The sequence below is a fragment of the Paenarthrobacter nitroguajacolicus genome (genome assembly GCF_029952445.1).
Classification (GTDB): domain Bacteria; phylum Actinomycetota; class Actinomycetes; order Actinomycetales; family Micrococcaceae; genus Arthrobacter; species Arthrobacter nitroguajacolicus_B.
In genome coordinates this window covers 75,997-95,196 of record NZ_JAQPPK010000017.1, presented here as the reverse complement: position 1 = coordinate 95,196, position 19,200 = coordinate 75,997, and the positions used below count along the sequence as shown (strand labels likewise).

14 protein-coding genes and 1 pseudogene are annotated in these 19,200 nt (G+C 63.1%); 8 read left to right on the top strand and 7 right to left on the bottom strand.

From position 1 onward, the window contains the following. Window positions 1-99: 99 nt before the first annotated feature. The 3 genes from arfB (at window position 100) to PJL15_RS13970 (ending at window position 3,585) form a co-directional block, all read left to right on the top strand. Complete coding sequence (arfB, locus tag PJL15_RS13980) at window positions 100-519, top strand: alternative ribosome rescue aminoacyl-tRNA hydrolase ArfB (protein ID WP_281451747.1); 420 nt, start codon at window positions 100-102, stop codon at window positions 517-519. A 48-nt stretch (window positions 520-567) separates the two neighbouring features. Next, window positions 568-972, top strand: coding sequence for a RidA family protein (locus tag PJL15_RS13975; protein WP_281451746.1), 405 nt, complete (start codon window positions 568-570; stop codon window positions 970-972). A 96-nt stretch (window positions 973-1,068) separates the two neighbouring features. Continuing rightward, window positions 1,069-3,585 carry an excinuclease ABC subunit UvrA gene (locus tag PJL15_RS13970; RefSeq protein WP_281451745.1) on the top strand — a complete coding sequence of 839 codons (2,517 nt, stop codon included), beginning with the start codon at window positions 1,069-1,071 and terminating at the stop codon, window positions 3,583-3,585. 1 nt (window position 3,586) lies between these two features. Here the strand turns inward: PJL15_RS13970 and PJL15_RS13965 are convergent, their stop codons facing one another. Then, window positions 3,587-5,335, bottom strand: coding sequence for a pyruvate dehydrogenase (locus PJL15_RS13965; protein WP_281451744.1), 1,749 nt, complete (start codon window positions 5,333-5,335; stop codon window positions 3,587-3,589). A gap of 687 nt (window positions 5,336-6,022) precedes the next feature. Between PJL15_RS13965 and ligD the strand changes: the two genes are divergently transcribed. Further along, a complete protein-coding gene (gene ligD / locus PJL15_RS13960; RefSeq protein WP_281451743.1) occupies window positions 6,023-7,261 on the top strand; it encodes a non-homologous end-joining DNA ligase in 1,239 nt (412 codons plus the stop codon). Window positions 7,262-7,343: 82 nt separating this feature from the next. Next, window positions 7,344-8,528, top strand: coding sequence for a cation:proton antiporter (locus PJL15_RS13955; RefSeq protein WP_281451742.1), 1,185 nt, complete (start codon window positions 7,344-7,346; stop codon window positions 8,526-8,528). Here PJL15_RS13955 and PJL15_RS13950 read toward each other — a convergent pair. The 3 genes from PJL15_RS13950 to PJL15_RS13940 are packed head-to-tail and all read right to left on the bottom strand — an operon-like array spanning window position 8,513 to window position 13,157. Further along, window positions 8,513-9,499, bottom strand: a complete 987-nt coding sequence (locus tag PJL15_RS13950; RefSeq protein WP_281451741.1) for an NAD-dependent epimerase/dehydratase family protein — start codon at window positions 9,497-9,499, stop codon at window positions 8,513-8,515. The genes PJL15_RS13955 and PJL15_RS13950 overlap by 16 nt on opposite strands. Continuing rightward, window positions 9,496-12,141 carry an alpha/beta fold hydrolase gene (locus PJL15_RS13945; protein WP_281451740.1) on the bottom strand — a complete coding sequence of 882 codons (2,646 nt, stop codon included), beginning with the start codon at window positions 12,139-12,141 and terminating at the stop codon, window positions 9,496-9,498. Before PJL15_RS13945 ends, PJL15_RS13950 begins: the two co-directional genes overlap by 4 nt. Then, window positions 12,135-13,157, bottom strand: a complete 1,023-nt coding sequence (locus tag PJL15_RS13940) for a 3-oxoacyl-ACP synthase III (RefSeq protein WP_281451739.1) — start codon at window positions 13,155-13,157, stop codon at window positions 12,135-12,137. The genes PJL15_RS13945 and PJL15_RS13940 overlap by 7 nt, the downstream gene beginning before the upstream one ends. Window positions 13,158-13,357: 200 nt before the next feature. On the opposite strand from PJL15_RS13940, the gene PJL15_RS13935 reads away from it, so the two are divergent. After that, window positions 13,358-14,170 (top strand): hydrolase, encoded by an 813-nt coding sequence (locus tag PJL15_RS13935; protein WP_281451738.1) that lies wholly within the window; start codon window positions 13,358-13,360, stop codon window positions 14,168-14,170. 53 nt (window positions 14,171-14,223) lie between these two features. On the opposite strand, the gene PJL15_RS13930 is transcribed toward PJL15_RS13935, so the two are convergent. After that, the gene (locus PJL15_RS13930; protein WP_281451767.1) at window positions 14,224-15,162 is read right to left on the bottom strand and encodes a LysR family transcriptional regulator; all 939 of its coding nucleotides are present in this window, start codon (window positions 15,160-15,162) and stop codon (window positions 14,224-14,226) included. 234 nt (window positions 15,163-15,396) lie between these two features. Here PJL15_RS13930 and PJL15_RS13925 point away from each other — a divergent pair, with 234 nt between their 5' ends. Both PJL15_RS13925 and PJL15_RS13920 read left to right on the top strand, forming a co-directional pair. Next, a complete protein-coding gene (locus PJL15_RS13925; protein ID WP_281451737.1) occupies window positions 15,397-16,515 on the top strand; it encodes a PrpF domain-containing protein in 1,119 nt (372 codons plus the stop codon). 12 nt (window positions 16,516-16,527) lie between these two features. Next, entirely contained in the window at window positions 16,528-17,976 is a 1,449-nt protein-coding gene (locus PJL15_RS13920) for an SLC13 family permease (protein ID WP_281451736.1), read from the top strand. Between the two features lie 181 nt (window positions 17,977-18,157). Here the strand turns inward: PJL15_RS13920 and PJL15_RS13915 are convergent, their stop codons facing one another. After that, window positions 18,158-18,583, bottom strand: coding sequence for a ChaB family protein (locus PJL15_RS13915; protein WP_281451735.1), 426 nt, complete (start codon window positions 18,581-18,583; stop codon window positions 18,158-18,160). 95 nt (window positions 18,584-18,678) lie between these two features. Further along, window positions 18,679-19,111, bottom strand: a pseudogene (arr, locus tag PJL15_RS13910) (NAD(+)--rifampin ADP-ribosyltransferase). Between the last annotated feature and the right edge of the window lie 89 nt (window positions 19,112-19,200).

Here is a 19,200-nt window from a genome sequence, read left to right as displayed (position 1 = left end):
TGATCCTAATTGTGTCGGGCGGATGTTGGGCACCCGGCGTCGCGTACAGACATGCATCCGTGGAAGCCCCGGCGGACCAGTCCGTGCGAGGCTTGTTCCATGGACTTGGAAATCCCGCCCTCGCTGAAAATTCCGGCGGCGGAACTCAGCTGGAGATTCTCCCGTTCGTCGGGACCGGGGGGACAGCATGTGAACACCACCGACAGCAGGGCCGAACTGACGTGGAACGTCGCGGCCTCCACCTCGTTGACCGAGGAGCAGCGGAAACTCTTGCTCGAGCGCCTGGGAAGGCGGCTTGTTGGGGGTGCGCTGAGCGTCACGGCCTCGGAGGAGCGGTCGCAGCTGCGGAACCGGGAGCTTGCCCTTGCCAAACTCGCCAGCCTCATCGCGGCGGCTCTGGTGCCCGAAACCATACGCCGCGCCTCCAAGCCCACCCGCGGTTCGGCGCGTCGCCACCGCGTCGCCAAGGAACAGCGCTCAGCAACCAAGCAACAACGACGTCGACCTGCCGCCGAGTAACGCCTGCCCCCACTGTTGGCGAACTGCTTGCGGTGGGACCATACCTTCATGTCACCTATACAACGCATCCGTCCTGAAGGTCTCGTCAGAAGCCCGGCGTTCAGTCATGTCGCCGTAGTTCCACCGGGCGCAACAACCATTTACGTCGGTGGCCAGAACGCCGTGGACGCAAGCGGGAAGCTGGTCGGAATGGGCGACGCCGCCGTCCAGTCCGCGCGTGCGTTGGACAACGCGGAAACAGCCTTAAAGGCCGCAGGTGCAGGCCTGGGAGACGTGATCCAGTGGAACGTCCTGTTTGTCGACGGCGCAGACCTCGCGGCCGGCTACGGGGCAATCGCGTCCAAGCTCGCCGCGGATGAGCCGCCTTTGGTTACGGCAGCTTTCGTTGCGGGGCTGGGCGTACCTGGCGCCTTGGTCGAGATCAGCGCGATAGCCGCTGTCGAACGCGGCTAGGCGCAGACGCCATGGCCTGCCCGCAGTTGCCTCGGAGTGGGCACGTGCAGAAGGCCGATGGAGAGGCACGTGCCGAAGGCCGATAGAGTCGTAGTAATGGACAGTAAGCTGACGATTCCCGAACCGACCATCCCCAACCCACCCGAATTCAACCAGCCTGCCGACCTCGATGACGGCCTTGTCAAAGTCCGTGGGGCCCGGGAGAACAACCTCCGCAATGTCGACGTCGACGTCCCACGCGATGCCATCGTCGCCTTCACGGGAGTCTCCGGCTCCGGAAAATCCTCCCTCGCATTCGGCACCATCTTCGCGGAGGCGCAACGCCGCTACTTCGAATCCGTCGCACCATATGCCCGGCGCCTCATCCAACAGGGCCACAACCCGAAGGTGGAGTCCATCACCGGGTTGCCTCCCGCCGTCGCCCTTCAACAACGCCGGGGAACCGCCACTGCCCGCTCCAGCGTGGGAACCCTCACCACATTGTCCAACTCCCTGCGGATGCTCTTTTCGCGGGCAGGTAAGTACCCGGAAGGAGCCAGCCAACTCGACTCCGACGCCTTCTCGCCGAACACCGCCGCCGGCGCGTGCCCGGTGTGCCACGGTCTGGGAGTGGCTCATACGGTGACCGAAAGCTCCCTGGTCCCCGACCCGTCCTTGACCATTCGGGAGGGTGCTGTTGCGGCGTGGCCCGGAGCGTGGCAAGGCAAGAATCTCCGCGATATCCTCACCCACCTGGGATACGACGTAGATACACCGTGGAAGAAGCTTCCCAAAAAGGAACGCGACTGGATCCTTTTCACCGACGAACAACCAGTGGTGGAAGTGACGCCCCAACGGGACCGCGTGGCCAAACCGTACAAAGGCCGGTTCTGGAGCGCCAGAAGCTACGTCCTCCACACCCTGGCGGATTCCAAGAGCAGCACCATGCGCGATCGTGTGCTTCGCTTCATGGAAACCGGGCCGTGCATTGTGTGTGGGGGCAGCGGCCTTCGACCTGAGGCCCTGGCGGTGACCTTCGCGGGGAAGACAATAGCCGAATTCAATGAATTGCCCATGACGGAACTCGCCGCTCTTATCCGCCCCACGGCGGAGCTGGCGGCGGCAAGCACGGCCTCACGCACACAGACCTCGGGCGAAGCCAATGAGGTGGCAATCGCCATCACGAGGGATCTGCTGGGCCGCATCACCGTACTGCTGGACCTTGGGCTGGGCTACCTGGCCCTCGGCCGACCAACGCCCACCCTTTCGCCCGGTGAAATGCAGCGCCTCCGCATCGCTACCCAGCTGCGCTCCGGCCTGTTTGGCGTCATCTACGTACTGGATGAGCCTTCTGCGGGCCTTCATCCTGCCGACGCAGAGCCTCTCCTGGACGTATTGGACACCCTGAAGCGCTCCGGCAACTCAGTGTTCGTGGTGGAGCACAACATGGATTTCGTTCGCGCCGCCGACTGGCTGGTGGACGTAGGTCCCCATGCCGGCGAGGGTGGCGGTGGGATTCTCTACAGTGGCCCCGTTCAGGGACTGGCGTCTGTGGAGGATTCCGTCACGCGGCCTTTCCTTTTCCCGGGCGGCCATGGCAACACCGGCGGTACTGATGAAACGCCCGACGCCGATTCACGCGCCACCGGGACTGGAGCAACCCCTGCCGGCCCGAGGAAAGCCAAGAGCTGGTTGAAGCTTCGGAACATCAACCGCCACAATCTGCGCGATCTTGACGTGGATTTCCCTTTGGGAGTGTTGACGGCGGTGACGGGGGTGTCAGGTTCGGGCAAGTCCACCTTGGTCAGCCGGGTCCTCGCAGATGTGGCGGGAGCCGGGCGCCACGAGCTCGACCGGCTGGTGCAGGTTGATCAAAAACCCATCGGCCGGACACCGCGGTCGAACCTTGCCACCTACACCGGGCTCTTTGACGGAGTCCGCAAGGAATTCGCGGCCACGGACGGCGCCCGGTCCCGGGGCTTCGGAGCAGGGCGGTTTTCCTTCAACGTTGCTGGAGGACGTTGCGAAACCTGCCAGGGAGAAGGGTTCGTGGCGGTGGAACTGCTGTTCCTGCCCGGAAGTTACGGACCGTGCCCGGAGTGCAACGGCTCCCGCTTCAACCCCGAAACACTGGAGGTCACCTACCGTGGGCAGAACATCGCCGATGTCCTGGGCATGACCGTGAATGCCGCGTCCGATTTCCTGGCGGATCTGCCCTCTGTTTCCCGGAGCCTCCAAACCCTGCGGGAGGTCGGCTTGGGTTACCTCCGGCTGGGCCAGCCCGCAACCGAGCTGTCCGGCGGCGAAGCACAACGCATCAAGCTCGCCACCGAACTGCAACGCCTCCAGCGTGGCCACACCCTGTACCTCTTGGACGAACCCACCACCGGCTTGCACCCCGCCGATGTCCAGCTCCTGATGGCTCAGCTGCAAAGGCTGGTCGATGCCGGAAACACCGTGGTGGTGGTTGAACATGACATGGGAGTGGTAGCGGGAGCGGACTGGGTGATCGACCTCGGCCCCGGAGGCGGCGACGCCGGCGGTGCGGTCATGGCCGAGGGGCCGCCGGCCGTCGTCGCGCGTTCCACGGAAAGCCGAACGTCCCCGTACCTCGCGGAGGCCCTGGAGCGGTAACCTACCGACGCGGGATGTTCCGCAGGTTGCTGCGTGCCATGCTGACAGCTTCTCCGGCACCACGGTTCAGGACCACCTTGGACATGGCAGTGGCGAAACCGATGACCTGCGATCCCGAAATCTTCGGCGGGATGGACAGCGCGTTGGGGTCCGTGATGAGCTCCACCAGCGCCGGGCCGGGATGGGCGAAGGCCGTCCGGTAGGCTGCCTCGATATCAGCTGGGTCCGTAACCCGCACGGCATGGAAGCCCAAGGCCTGGGCAACGGCCGCGTAATTGGCGTCGGGCACGTCCACGCCGAAGTCAGGCAGTCCGTCCACCAGCATTTCAAGCTTCACCATGCCCAAGGTGGAGTTGTTGAACACCACTACCTTCACAGGCAACTGGTGCGCGGCCACGGTAATGAGTTCGCCGAGCAGCATGGAGAGTCCGCCGTCTCCCGAGACCGACACCACCTGCCGTCCCGGATAGGCCACTTGGGCGCCTATCGCGTGCGGGAGTGCATTGGCCATGGACCCGTGGAGGTACGAACCGATCAGGCGCCGGGTGCCCAAAGGGTTGATGTAACGGGCAGTCCACACGTTGCACATGCCGGTATCTGCGGTGAAGATGGCGTCTTCGGCCGCCACCTGGTCCAGCAGTGATGCGGCATATTCCGGGTGGATGGGCTGCTTCTTCTCCACTTTGCGGGTATAGGCACCCACAGCCTTGTTCATCAGGCGATCATGCTTCTTCAGCATCTGGTCCAGGAAGCGGCGGCTCTTCTTTGGCTGCACCAGCGGCAACAGGGCGGTCAAGGTGGGCAGCACGTCCCCATGGACGGCAATGTCGACGTCGGTGCGGCGCCCCAGCCGCTGCGCGGCCCGGTCTACTTGGGCGGTTCGGGTATCGGGGAGGAACTGGTCATAAGGGAAATCGGTGCCGAGGAGGATCAGCAAATCCGCGTCCTCGATGCCCTCCGCCGCGGCCCCGTAACCGAGCAGGCCCGTCATGCCGATATCGAAGGGATTCTCATATTGGACAAAGTCCTTGCCCCGCAGCGAGTGGCCAATGGGGGCATTGACCAGCTCGGCCAGCGAGATCAGTTCATCGTGGGCACCCGCAACGCCAGCGCCGGCAAAAATGGCGACCTTGCCGGCGTCGTTAATGGCATCCGCCAGTTCGCGGACGCTCGCGTGGTCCGGCACCAAACTGGCGGGCCGGAACGTTGCCGGAAGCGGTGTGGGTGCCGCTGCCTCAAGATCGGCAATGTCGCCGGGAAGCGTGACGACGGCGACTCCCCCAAGGCCCACGGCATTCTGGATGGCGCTGTGCATGACCCGGGGTGCCTGCTCAGCGGTACTGATGAGTTCGGAGTAGACCGAGCATTCGTTGAAAAGCCGGTCGGGGTGGGTCTCCTGGAAAAAGCCACTGCCGATCTGCCTGCTGGGGATATGCGAAGCGATGGCCAATACCGGAGCGCCGGTCCGGTTGGCATCGTACAAGCCATTGATGAGGTGCAGGTTGCCCGGGCCGCACGACCCTGCGCAAACGGCCAGCTTTCCCGTCAACTGTGCTTCAGCGGCTGCGGCAAACGCAGCGGCCTCCTCGTGGCGGACATGTATCCAGTCGATGCCGCCGTTTTTCGACCCTCCGGTCTGACGGACAGCGTCAACGATGGGGTTGAGGCTGTCGCCCACGATTCCATAGATCCGCTGCACGCCGGCAGCCTGGAGTTGTTCGATCAGTTGGGTGGCAAGTTCCTTGGCCATTCTGTGCAGGCTCCCTCAAGTGTGGTGGTGGGCTGACATGGCCAATATAGTCGTCCCGCCTCCTCAACGCCTGGGAGCACGAAGCGCTTGCGCCGTATTTGTGCCTGGCTTGGTCGTTGAGAAGGACATGCCGTCCTGGCCGAAGACCGCTTCTACATTTCCTTCCACCAATAATGACGAATCGACGGCGATTGCCCACATTCCTCCATTCGGAAGATTTCACTGAGCCAAAGGCGAGCACAATTAAGGAGGTAATTGTTTTCGGCATCGACTGATTCCCATTTCTGCAACCGTGAATTCCGCACCGGGCACTCGTGGGTCCGCTAACAGGACGCAGCGGGGCATCTCCCCTTCCGGCGAGCGGCCCTGGCCCCCACAACGCCGTGGGGGCCACCACGGGTTATCTTTGGTTTTTCCTGGGCTTTGAAAAGAGGTTGTCGCTTGTTTCAGCCTTTGCCCGCTTTTCGGCGCGTTTTTCCAGGATGGTCTTGCCCGATTTTTTTGATTTCGCACCATTGGGTGATTTACCCGACATTGTCATCTCCCTATTTATGCCTATGCCAACACCATACCTACTTATGTTTTTTAAGCCAGTCGGGAATTTGTTCGAACACGGCAGGCACCCGGGGTTTCAATTTTCCTTCGCGTGCTCTGGTTGGATCCGGTGTTCATTGCTAGCGTGACCGCATGAGCCCCTCCAAGACACCGGCGGAGATCCTGGACATAGGCGGCACCGAAGTCCGCATCTCCAATCCGGACAAGGTGATCTTTCCAGAGCCCGGGATATCCAAGCTCGATTTGGTCAAGTACTATCTGGCCGTCTCCGAGGGCGCACTTCGCGGCGCCGGCGGCAGGCCCATGGTGCTCAAGCGCTTCCCGAAGGGCATCGACGCTGAGCCGTTCTTCCAGAAGCGTGTGCCGGAGAACCATCCGGACTTCATCCACACAGCTACGCTGCATTATTCGTCAGGGACCTCCGCAGAAGAGACCGTGATCCGCGATGCCGCAGGTTTGGCTTGGGTGGTCAATCTTGGCTGCCTGGACCTCAACCCGCACCCGGTAAGGGCCGAGGACCTGGACCACCCGGACGAACTGCGCGTGGACCTTGACCCCATGCCGGGCGTCGATTGGTCACAGATTGTGGACACTGCCTATGTGGCTCGCGAGGTGCTGGGCGACGTCGGCCTTGTGGGCTGGCCGAAGACCAGCGGCTCCCGGGGTCTGCACATCCTGGTGCGGATCGATCCTCGATGGTCCTTCCGCGATGTGCGCTTGGCAGCCGAGACTCTTGCCCGGGAAGTGGAGAACAGGGCGCCAGGCCTCGCAACTGCCAGGTGGTGGAAGGAAGAACGCGGCGAGAGCGTTTTCGTCGACTTCAACCAAAATGCCAAGGACCGGACCGTAGCTTCCGCCTACTCCGTTCGTTCGCGGCCCGACGCCCGCGTCTCAATGCCTCTTGGCTGGGATGACGTCCGCTCCGTCCGACCGGAGCAGTTCACTGTTCTTACTGTGCCCGAGCGGTTCGCGGCCTACGGTGACCCGCATGCCGGTATCGATAACGAGGTTGGTTCGCTCGACCAACTGCTCGCTTTGGCCGCGGAACTCGGTCCGGCTGAAAAGGCGCCACGTTCCGGTGACGGCTCTGGTCGGCGGACCTCAACGATGCCCCTTATCGAGATAGCGCGGACCAAGACCAAGCCCGAGGCAATGGCTGCGTTGGAGGAATGGAAAGGCAACCACCCGGACGTCGTTTCGAACCTGCATCCGGCTGACATCCTGGTGGATGGGATGCGGGGATCCAGCTCCCTCTGGTACCGGGTCAGGGTCAACCTGCAGCATGTTCCGGAGCGTGGACGGCCAGTACAGGAGGAGCTCATCGCGGACTATGATCCCTGGGCGGGCAGGGAATGGCCCGGGCGACCCTGACGGGCCAGCCGGCCCTGAATGGCCAGCCGTCGCTGGCAGGGCATCCTCCCTGGAAGCGACCCGAAGACAGAAGGAACCCGTGATGCAAAGCTTGTCCGTGTCGCTGGTCCTCATCGCGGCCATGGCCGTTGCCGCACCCCTTGCCGCCCGCTTTGTGGAGCGGAGAGTCAAGATCCCCATCGTCGTGTTCGAGATCCTCCTGGGAATGCTTCTGGGACCAAGCGTCCTGGGATGGGTCCAGTCCACACAGTTCACCGATACCTTGGCGGATTTTGGGCTCGCCATGCTGTTTTTTGTGGCGGGCAACGAGATCGATTTCACGTCCATCCGTGGCCGGCCCATCATGCGGGCATCTGCCGGCTGGATCGTGTCGCTGGCCGCCGGCATAGCTGCGGGGTTCGCGCTGGTGTCCGCGGCCGAAGCAGCGGTGATCATCGGCGTCGCGCTTTCCTCCACCGCCCTGGGGACCCTGCTGCCTATCCTCCGCGATGCAGGAGAAGCGAAGACCCCTATCGGAATAGGAGTCACTGCGCTGGGGGCGGTGGGCGAGTTCGGCCCGCTCGTTGCCATCTCGCTGTTTTTCAGTGGGCGGCAGCTTGGAACGGCATCAGGTGTGCTACTTGGCTTCGTCCTCCTGACCGTTGTGGCGATCTTGCTCGCCTCGCGCTCACGGCATACGCTCTTCCACTCCCAAGTCACCCGGACCCTTCACACCAGTGGACAATTCGCCGTCCGGTCCATCATGTTGATCCTCAGCTCGCTCGTGGTGCTGAGCATGCTGCTGGGACTGGATATGCTGTTGGGCGCCTTCGCGGCCGGCGTTCTCTGGAAGGTAGCCATCGCCAGGGCCCCTGAAGCAGACCGGACAGTCATCGAGCGGAAGATCGATGCCGTGGCCTTCGGCTTCCTGGTACCGGTCTTCTTTATCGACACTGGCATCGACTTCAAGCTCGATGCGTTGACCTCCAGCCCTTTGGCCTTGGCGATGGTTCCCTTGTTCCTGGTCCTGCTCCTGGTGGTGCGCGGCCTACCGTCCCTCCTGGCAGCGCCGAGGGGCTCCTCACGCGCCGGCAAGCGGGCCATCATCCTTTTTGGTGCCACAGGCCTGCCCGTGGTTGTGGCCGTGACGGCTATTGGCACGGATCATGGTTTGATCTCCAGCGGAATCGCGTCGGCCCTCGTCGGGGCGGGCATGCTCTCTGTCCTGCTGTTCCCGCTGTTGGCCCTTCGCCAACTCCACGCACGCCTCGATCAGCCCTTAGGGTAGGGGGTCCTTGCGTAGTGGTCCGACAACCTGGCCAGTCCCTCATCAAGGGAGACGACCGGTGCCCAATCGAGGAGCCGGCGCGTCTCGCGTTGGTCAAACCAATGTGCCGTTGAAAGCTGCTCGGCCAGGAACCTCGTCATAGGGGGTTCCTCGCTGCGCTTTGCCCAGGTCCATAGTTTTTCAACCACGACCCCTGCTGTTCTCGCCACAGCTCCAGGCACCTTCCACGACGGCGCCTGGACTCCCCCTGCAGTACAGATATCGGCCAGAAGCTCTCCAATGGGGCGCGGCTCCCCGTTGGTTACTACCAACGACCTAGCGTGGACGTGATCCATCCGGTGCAGGGCGGCAACAATCGCGGACGCGGCATTGTCCACATACGTGGTGTCGATGAGGGCCGCCCCGGCATCAAGGAGAGGCAGACGGTTGTGGCCGGCCCGCGCCAATACGCGCTCCACCAGTTGGGTATCGCCGGGACCCCACACAATGTGCGGGCGGATCGCAGCGACGCGGAACCCGGGCGCATCGAACCCCAGGGCCAGGAGTTCCGCTTCGGCCTTCGTGCGCGAGTAGTTGCCATGCGCGCGTTGCGGATCGGCCGGTTCGGCACCTAGCCCGGCGATGGCGCTCCCCGAGTTCGCCACTGATGGAGAAGAGACAAACACTGTGTCCTGCACGCCCGCAGCCCTGGCCCGTTCAAGCAGCCGGCGGGTTCCTTCAACGTTGACGTTCTGGAAGTCAACGGCTTTGCCGGCAAAGGAAACCTTCGCAGCCAAATGGATGATTCCCTCCGCCCCATCGACCGCGCGCCGGACGTCGTCGTCATCCGTCACCGATCCGAGGATGTCCAAGGCGCCGTCGACGCCTGAGGGCCGCCGCTGGAAAGTGGTGACCTCGTGTCCTTGGCGCACGAGGGTCCGGGCCACTTCGCTCCCGAGCAGCCCGCTGGCGCCCGTGACAAGGACCCTCATGGCTTTCCCGGACGGCCACCGGCCAGGACCCGTGTTGCCCAGCGGGCAAGGCGGGTCCTGTCGATCTTCGCGTTATGCCGGATGTCAGTTGGCTGCGCGGGTACCGCCAGCACTGCCGACACATCGACGCTCACCGCTCGCGCAGCGCGCCGGACACTCCCGGCGAGTTGCTGTGTCGCAGGACCCGCTTTGCGTACGGGCGGTACTGTCTCGACGACGGCGGCAACGGCTTGGGTGCCAACCGGACCCACTCCGACAACGGCAGCCAGGCGAACGCTATCGAGGCGTTCAATAGCCTGTTCGACGCCGACCGGCGTCACCACGGTCGCCGGCGCGGTCACCACGTGGGGCAGGCGGCCTTCCACCCAAAGCCGGCCCGCGGCGTCGAAATGCCCAACGTCCCCGGTTCGGTGCCAGCCTGCCGGATTGACGCTCTGCTGCTGTGTCAGCCAAAGCCTGTCGTAGGACTCCTTGACGTGCGGCGCGCTGACCAGGATTTCACCTGTGACGCCAGGCGTGGTCACCGGACTGGAACCGGGAGCCCTGCCCTCTGCGTCCAAGGGTATGACGGCCAGGCGGGCACCGTGGACGGGAGTCCCCACGCACACACCATTGCCGGCACCGGGGACGCTGCCGGCGGCCGCTTCAGCTGCGGCTTCCTGGATTTGCTCGAAGCTGATATCGGTGACGGGAAGCGCTTCGGTCATCCCGTAGGGGGTGTGCAACGATGCTTGGGGCAGCACTTCCTGGACGCGCGCCAGCAGTGGCTCCGGTACCGGTGCACCGGCGGACAACAGCATGCTGACGTTGTTCAAGGCCTCCCGCCCCGATCCGTCCAGGGCGTCCGCTGTGGCCACGACATTGCGCAACGCAGCCGGAGCGGCAAACACCACAGTCGCCGCGATGGCCGCAACCGCGTCAGCCAGCGCCCGGGCCGTCAGCGTGCCCGGCGCGGTAACGTCCATGTCCGGCGTCACTGATACCGCTCCAAGGGCCGGACCCAGCAAAGCGAACGGTGCGAATCCCGCAACAAGCCTTGAGCCTGCTCGGATGCCGAAGGTTCCGGCGACTGTGTCCCGCATCGCCGTCAGCTGGCGGTGTGTGTACAGGACCCCTTTTGCAGGTCCGGTGGAACCTGAGGTGAACAGCACTGCAGCTGGCGCGTCGGGGTCGGAATGGTCCGCGGGTTTTCCCGTCGAGTCTCCGCCCTTCCTCGCCAAAGCGTCCAGCGAAGTCTCAACCCGGAGCATTCGACGGCGTCCGGCCGGGAGGTCACGGACGCTGATCCGCCGTCCTGGCCAAGCAAACAGCGATGCGGCGGCAAGTGCCTTGTCGATCCCAATGATGAAATCGGGGGTGGCACCTTTCACTGCCCGGCTCAGGCCCTTTGTTCCCAGCCCGGCGTCAGCCACCACCACAACGGCTCCCAACCGCAGGCAGGCGTAGAGCGTCACGGTCAGATCCACGCCGGGCGGGACCATCAGGCTCACCCGCGTGCCGCGTGCCACCCCGGCTTCCCTAAGCCCGTTTTCAAGGTCAAGGATGTTCCGGTGCAGTTGCTGCCAGCTCATTGACCGGCTGACTTTTCCGTCGGGCCCCATTTCGGCAACGGCGGTCTCCCCGCTGCCCGTCCCACCAGCCAATACCTCGACGGAATCCCAGAAGGGCCGGAAGTCCGGATCGTCCTCTCCTGCCGAGCCCGTGCCGGCGACTCCGCCACGGCTGCTGAGCCAATGGAAGAGGGGCGATGCTATGTCGCGGTCTTCGGCCACCAGGTGTCCTGCACCTTCGAAGCGGTGCACGTCGGCGTGCGGCATGCGTTCCACAAGGTCCTTGAGGTACCTGTCTGAAAAAATCGGGTCCCTGGGGCCCCAGAGCATCAAGGCCGGGACGCTAAGGCTGCGGAGGCCCTGGGCAATCTCCTGCAGCGCCGAAAAACTTGGGTGGGCTTCATCCACGGGTATGTCCGCCACGAAATTTCCCACGCCGGAGCGACGAAGTGCGCCACGATACGGAGCCATATAAGCCCTCCGGACATCGGTGGGCAACGGCGGATGGGCCAGGGAGTGGGTCACCCTGAGAAACGCGTCAGAGGTAGTGGTCCCCCATTGGTGTACAGCCGGGTGCAAGGCGAGCTGCAGGGCCGGCGGAAGGCTGGAGCCCGAGGGTTGGTTGACTGCGGTGTTTGTCAGGACCACCCCGGCCAGCTGTTTCGGGTGTGCCAAGGCCCAGCCCAGGCTGATGACGCCACCCCAATCGTGGCCAACAGTGGTTACCGGTCCGTCCAGGCCCAGGGCATCGCTCAGGTCACCCAGGTCATTCACCCGGTCCTGCAAGCGGCGGAAGGTGCCGGTTCGCTCCGAATAACCCATGTCCAATTGGTCGACGGCGATAACGCGCCACGGGTGGACCGGATCCGATCCGGCGGCCACCAAGGTCCGCCAAAGATAGGACCAGGTTGGGTTTCCATGGACGCACAGCAAAGTGCCGGCCGGTGTCAGGCCGCGGCGGGCAAGTTGGGCCCCGTTATCCAGGATGTGCCAGCGGTGCGTCGTGCCAGGTGAATCTACCGCCGACGTCGACTTGACTCGAATTGTCCGTGACCATTCAGGGTCGACGCCGGGCCAGCTGGAGGCTACCAAACGATCTCCACCATCCCTGCGTTCAAGCCCGAACCGACGCCCATACACAGGACGCGGTCTCCGGAGTTCAGTGACTGGGACTCGGCCGCGAGCGTCATGGGCAGCGACGCAGGACCCACGTTTCCCCAATGCGGGAACGTAATGGGAACCCTGTCAGGGTCCAGGTCGATGGCGTTGATGATCGCCTGGGTGTAGGCATTGCTGACCTGATGCGTGACGTACCGGTCCATGGCAGACCAGTCCCACTCCGGCTGGGCCTCGTGCCAGGCATCAACCACCAGCTGAAGGCCCCCATCCAGCAGGCCCTTGGTGTCGGTGGTCATTCCGTCGATACCGCCTACGCACAATTCGTGGTGTTCGGTGCCTGCGCGCATGACGCCACCGATGAGCCGATGCCCTCCCGGGTGTTCGTTCGCCGGACCAAGAACGGCCGCGGCAGCGCCTGACCCCAGCGTGAGGGTGGCGAATTCGCGATTGAAATCTTCACGCGTAGTCTCTGGCCGCTGCAGGCGTTCCAGGGTGGCTTCCTGGGTGCTCTGGGCGTCCTCGCCATTGACAATCACGGCATACTTGATCTGGCCGGAGTCGATCATGTTGGCGGCCAAAATCAGGCCGTTGACGAAACCGAGGCACGCGTTGGCCAAATCGAAATTCATGGCGGAGGACGGCAAACCAAGTTCGTGGTGGATTTTGACGGCCACTGACGGTTCAAGGTTTCGCCTGGTGACCGAGGTATTGATCAGGAGCCCGATTTCCGAAGCTTCGACGCCGGCCTCCGCCAGGGCCTTGGCACCGGCGTCCACAGCAGCGTCGTCGAACGAGGTCCCGGCCGCCCACCACCGGCGATGGGTGATGCCGGCTACGCGCTCCAGCAAGCGCGGCGGAAACTTGAGCCGTTTCAGGGTGGCAGCCAGCCTGTGGTCAAAGTCCGTCGAGCTCACAATTCTCGGAGCTTCGACGCTGCTCACTGAGAGCAATGCGGTGTTGCTGTGCCGGAAGGTTGCATTCCCTGCCAAAGTCGAGCCCCTGTTCATTTCCGTGCTGCATTCTTGCGGTGACTGTACCCATCAATGCGAGCCCAAGACATTAACTATGCAGGTGAAAACCCTCACATGCATATTTGGGCCCCATGACGGCCTGGGTGGACAACGTGATTTCACTTCCAGGGAGGCAGCCAATTGCCATATTCTGGGCAGATGCCTGGGAGGGGACAAGAATGCTGATCTGTGCGGCTTGCGGCGTCGAGCGCGATGAACCGGTTCCGGTACTCTGCCCGATCTGTGCCGATGAACGGCAGTACGTACCCGAGGACGGACAGCGGTGGCTCACGCTGGAGGAGCTGTCACAGGCGGGTCAGCAGGGCACATTCATCGCGAACGAGCCGGGTCTCATCGGAATCGGAACCAAGCCCAAGGTTGGTATTGGCCAGACCGCACAGCTCGTGGTGACCGAGGAAGGCTCGCTGCTCTGGGATCCGATTGGCTACGTGGATGACAACCTGGTGGAAGCCGTGCTGCAGCATGGCCCGGTTCTGGCCATCGCGTCGAGTCATCCACATATGTTTGGCGTTCAGGTGGAATGGTCACAGCGGCTCGGAGGAGTACCCATCCTGGTGGCGGATGCTGACCGCGGCTGGTTGGGACGCGAGGATCCCAGGATCACGTGTTGGTCCGGTAGCACGAGGGTTGCTGAAGGGCTGGTTTTGCACCAAACCGGCGGCCATTTCCCCGGCAGTGCCGTGGCGCACTGGGCAGCTGGTGCGGATGGTCGGGGCGTCCTGCTCACCGGCGACAGCGTATTTCCGAATCCGGATCGTCGCTCCATTGCTTTCATGCGGAGCTATCCGAACCACCTGCCCCTTTCCGGCGCGGTAGCGTTGCGGATCGCGGACCAGCTGGCGGAACTCACTTTTGACCGGATTTATGGGAACTTCAACAACATCATCAATTCTGGCGCTCGCACTGTGCTGCGCCAATCAGCAGAACGCCACGCCGCCTGGGCCCGCGGCGACTTCGACCATTTGAGCTGACAGTCGCGGCAATAACGGTCCGGCGCGGGGAACGTCCCATCGGCCGCGATTCGTCAGATGTACTCGCCAGCCCGCTCCCGGGCGATTTCCAGGAGGGTGGTGTGGAAGGCCACTTCCGCCGGGGCGTAAACCTTGTCCTGGCGTTGGGCAAGCAGCACGCGCCGGAGCGGGGCGCTCGAGCCAAGACTGAGCACCCTGACGTCGGGGTGCTGCAAGGCCACAGCCGTTTTTGGCACCATGGCCACCCCCATGCCGACACTCACCATTGCCTGCGCCTCCTGGTAATCATTGGCCAGGAATCCGATGGTTGGTTCAAAGCCGGCGTCGTGTGCCGAGCGCTGGAGGACCTCCACCACAGGGTGGGCCTCGGCGCGGACGATCCATGATTCCTTCCTGAGCTCGCCCATGGATACTTCGTCGCGGTCCGCCAATGGATGTCCTTTTGCCACGAGGATGACGGTGCTCTCCTGGAAGACTTCCGTAGTCCTGATCGATTCGTCGTGGAAGGGATTCCATGGATAGTCCCAGAGCAGGCACAGGCCAGTGACCCCGGACTCAAGGTCGGAGACCAACTCATCGAACCGCGCACTGCGAACCGACAGGCCGATGGCCGGGTAACGCTTCTTGAAGGCTCGGATCACCACAGGGAGGAACGAGCCCGCCAGTGTGGGGAAGGTGCCGATGGTCAGTGACCCCCGACGCAGGCCTGCGATCTGGTCCAGATCGGACTGGGCTGCCCTTATCTGTCCAACGATTTTGCGTGCATGGCCTGCCAGTACTTGCCCCGCTTCCGTGGGCACCACTCCGCGGGAGCGCCGGTTGAGGAGGGGTTGGCCCACCTCTTGTTCAAGTTTGCGCAATTGCTGCGATACCGCGGACGGGGTGTACATCATGATGTCTGCCGCTGCAGTGATGGACCCCTGTTCCACCACCTCCACCAGCAGGGCCAGCCTGCGGATGTCGTATAAATTTTGGGCTTCATCGTTAAGCAATTTCACACCCTTCTGCGTATTCGGTTAATTCTATACAGGTAGGCCCAGTTTGACCGCCTCAACCCGTCCCAAAACACTTCCACGCTGAGAAGAGGTGTTCGAATTTTGCTACTGACCACAGTGAATTAAGTAGTGCTACATCCCTCCTCAGATATTGCACATTGTCTTCATGTGTGATGCGGCTCATGCTGATTGAAGAGCCCGCCGGGCAACGGCAGAAGGAGTGCAGGACACATGAAGATAGAAGCTGAATGGATGCGCGGAGGCACCAGCAAGTGCTGGGTCTTCGAAACGGAAAACCTGAACGAAACCCGCATGGACCTGGACCAGTTGCTGCCCCGCCTCTTCGGGAGTCCCGACTCCCGGCAAATCGACGGTGTAGGCGGGGCAACCTCCACCACCAGCAAGGCGATGATCGTTCGGCGCCCCTCGGACCCATCTGTTGACGTGGAATTCACCTTCGCCCAGGTAGGCATAGAGGAAGCCACGGTTGACTGGGGCAGCAACTGCGGGAACTGTTCAGCCGTGGTGGGTCTTTACGCCATTGAGAAGGGCTGGGTCACCCCACAAGGCGACGTCACACGGATTGTCACCCGCAATACCAACACCGGCCAGGTCATCATCCAACAGGTCGCCACTCCCACTGGAGCCTTGCCCATCGTCCCCGACGCGCAGATGCCAGGCGTTGCTTTTCCTGGCTTCAAGGTGGGACTCGGCTTCCAGGACCCGGCCGGCAAGACCACCGGAGAGCTGCTGCCCACCGGAGCGGCAAGCGACACCGTAGTTGCCGACGGAAAGCCCTGGACCGTATCGATGGTGGATGCAGGAGCACCCGTGGTCATTGTCCGGGCCGAAGATCTGGGCCTGAACGCGGTCCGCTACGACGCATGGAAAGACGTCGTCGAGCAGCACCTGGACACTTTGGACTCCATTCGGCGGCAGGCAGCCGTGCGGATGGGGATGGCAACAACGCCCGGGCAAGCTGCCCGCGCCGTTCCAAAGCTGGCCATTGCCGGGCCACCAAGCGAGTCCGACCCACATACCGATGTCAACGTCATGATGCTCTCAATGGGCAAGCCGCATCCGGCCCTGGCAATCACCGGCAGCATCGCCCTGACGCTTGCCGCCCGCACTCCGGGCACGGTGCTCAGCGTCATCACAGGCTATACAGCCCGTCCGACGCTGAAACTCCGGACACCCGCCGGGGTCATCGAAACATGGAGCGAAGAGCAGCAGGGGTCCGTCCTGGTGGGCGTTGATCGGACAGCCCGCACCATCGCCACCAGCATCATTCACCTCCCCGAGACCCTCGGCAACGTCGTCGAAGCCTCTCTGGAAACAGCCACTCGATGAGGAGTTAACACCATGGCCAAAACTATCTACCAACCGGCTCCCGAAGCAGGGAGCGACATCCGGGAACAGCCTTCCAATCGTCCCGGCATCCACCGCCGTATCCTGCTGATAACGGTTGCCGCTTCCGTCATCCTTGGCCTGGTCGCCATCCTGTTCGGGGGTGCCATCTTCAACCCTGCGGCCACCCCTGAATCGGAGCCGACCATGACCGCCACGCAGATTATCCCGCTGGTCATACTTGTGGTGATGTTCGTCGTCGCGACCAAGTGGCCGCTGAACATCGGCGTGATGGGGCTGGTGGCCTCCTTCGGCGTCGGCTACTTCGTGCTGGGAATGACGGACAAGCAGATTCTCGAGGAGTTCCCTGCCAGCATCGTCCTGACCATCATTGGCGTCACCTACTTCTTCAGCATGGCGCAGCGGAACGGCTCGATCGACATCATCGTCCAAAGTTGCGTCAGGATGGTCAGGGGCAAGACCCTGCTCCTGCCGTGGGTCTTTTTCCTCATGGCCGCGGCCCTCACGGCGCTCGGGACCTTCAGCCCGGCGGCTGTTGCGCTGCTGGCACCGGCCGCACTGGGCTTGGCCTACGAATCCCGCATCCACCCGGTCCTCATGGGCGCTTTCGTCATCAACGGAGCACATGCCGGAGGCTTCTCGCCCTTGTCCGTTGCCGGCGTCCTCGTCCACGACATTGCACACAAGAATGACTTCCCCATCGACCAAGGTGCCCTGTTCCTTGCCAGCTTCGCCTTGAACCTCATTCTGTCGGCGCTGACAATCGTGATCTTCGCCCTGATGGGCAAGCTTCGCGACAAGCACTCCAACGAATATGCAGGCCTGGACACCGCCCGCGTTGGACGTCCCGGTGGACAGCAGCTACTCACGCTGGCGCTCATCCTCGCGATCCTCGTCTGCACCCTCGGCTTCCACATGCCGATTGGCTTCGTAGCCTTGTCGGCCGGTTTGCTGTTGGCGTTCGTCAACATCAAGGAGCACAAGACCTTTATCAGCGGCGTCTCCTGGTCCACCGTCCTGCTGGTGGCGGGCATGATCACGTACGTTTCCTTGCTCCAGCACGTCGGCGTGATCGACACCCTCGCCGAGATGGCCCTGGCTTTGGGCGCACCGCTGCTCATCGCTCTGGTCCTCTGCTACGTCATTGGCGTTGGATCTGCCTTCGCTTCCTCCACCGCACTCCTTACTGCCTTCATTCCCCTGGCCGGGCCCCTGCTGGCAACGAGCTCCCTCAGTGCCTCAGGAACTGTGGCAGCCTTGGCCATCGCCGCAACCGTGGTGGATGTATCGCCCTTCTCCACCGATGGAGCCTTGGTTGTCGCCAACGCCCGCGACGAAGACCGCCAGCGCGTGTACAAGCAGCTCATGGCCTACGCGGGCGGCGTGGTTCTCGTAGCCCCGGCCCTGGCATGGGCACTGCTGGTTCCCACCGGAATCATGTAGGGCAGAATTCGCGGCAGAACGCCGTCGAGAGTCGCCGGGCGCAGTCTTCCCGGTGAGCGCCGGGGACCACATCCTGCACACCGCCGCAACAGGTAGCCCGATGGACGGGCGCAGGAAGGGATACCGGCGCATCTTGGGCAGGGCCACCACATCGGTGGCCCTGCCCAAGGCATTTTCGGCTTCAGCCCTCGCGCGCCTTCCGGGTGGCCGCGTCATTGGCCTTTTGCAGCGCTTGCACCAGCTCATCTTTGGTCATCTTCGAACGGCCTTTGATACCAAGCTGTTGCGCCCTCTGGTAAAGGTGCGCCTTCGATGCATTGGCATCCACTCCCCCAGCTGTTGGCTTGGTCGAGTCGATGCCTTCTTCGGCGTGCGCATCGGAAGGACCGCGCTCTTCCTTGGGCTCCCAGTGGTCTCCGACCTTCTCGTAGCTGTGTTTCAGGGAAGCGAAAGCGGTGCGGGCAGCCCGGCTCGAGTCGTCGTCGTAGGACTCCATCGCAGAGTCGTAGGTCTTGGCGAAGGTGTCCTGGGCCTTCTGCTCCGAACGCTGCAAGGTCGAAGGCAATTCATCCTTGCGGGCGTGATGGTTCTTCCCGGTCTTTGGCATGCCGCCTCCACTGCCGGGCCCGCCTTACCGGGCCATTTCAATAAGCCAAGCATGCTTATTACTTTGCGACAAGTAGTCCCCGATGGCACCCGGCGTCAATTGATGATTTCACCACGTTCGTCCTCAAGGATCGCGGCCAAACGATCCTTCCACGCCTTCAGGGCCTCCGGCGCCAGTCGTGTCCAGTCGGTGACTTCCCCCACCACTTTCAGCGGTGCCGAACTGCGATAAGACCTTGTGGGGTTGCCGGGAAACTTCTTGTCGGTGACATTCGGATCGTCCTCGAAAGTACCGGTCGGCTCCACCTCATACACGCGCGGTTCACCCCCCGCCGGCAGCGAGCTCGGCGGCGAGGCCCGCACCGTCGCGCAGGGCCGTGAAATAGATATGGTTCATCACCACTTCCGGACGGTAGTTCGACCTGAAGCCCGCACGGAGGAGATCTCCTGCCCGAAGATCGGCTTTCGTACCGTGGAAAAAGGGGCCAACATCTGGTTGCTCGTTCACAGCTACAGCGTAGTGGCCGATCGAAAGGGCCGAAAAGTGATTGCATTTGGGCGTTTCGTCATCCCTGGCGGCCGTTTCGCCCATAGGGAACTGACACTCCCGGGACAGAA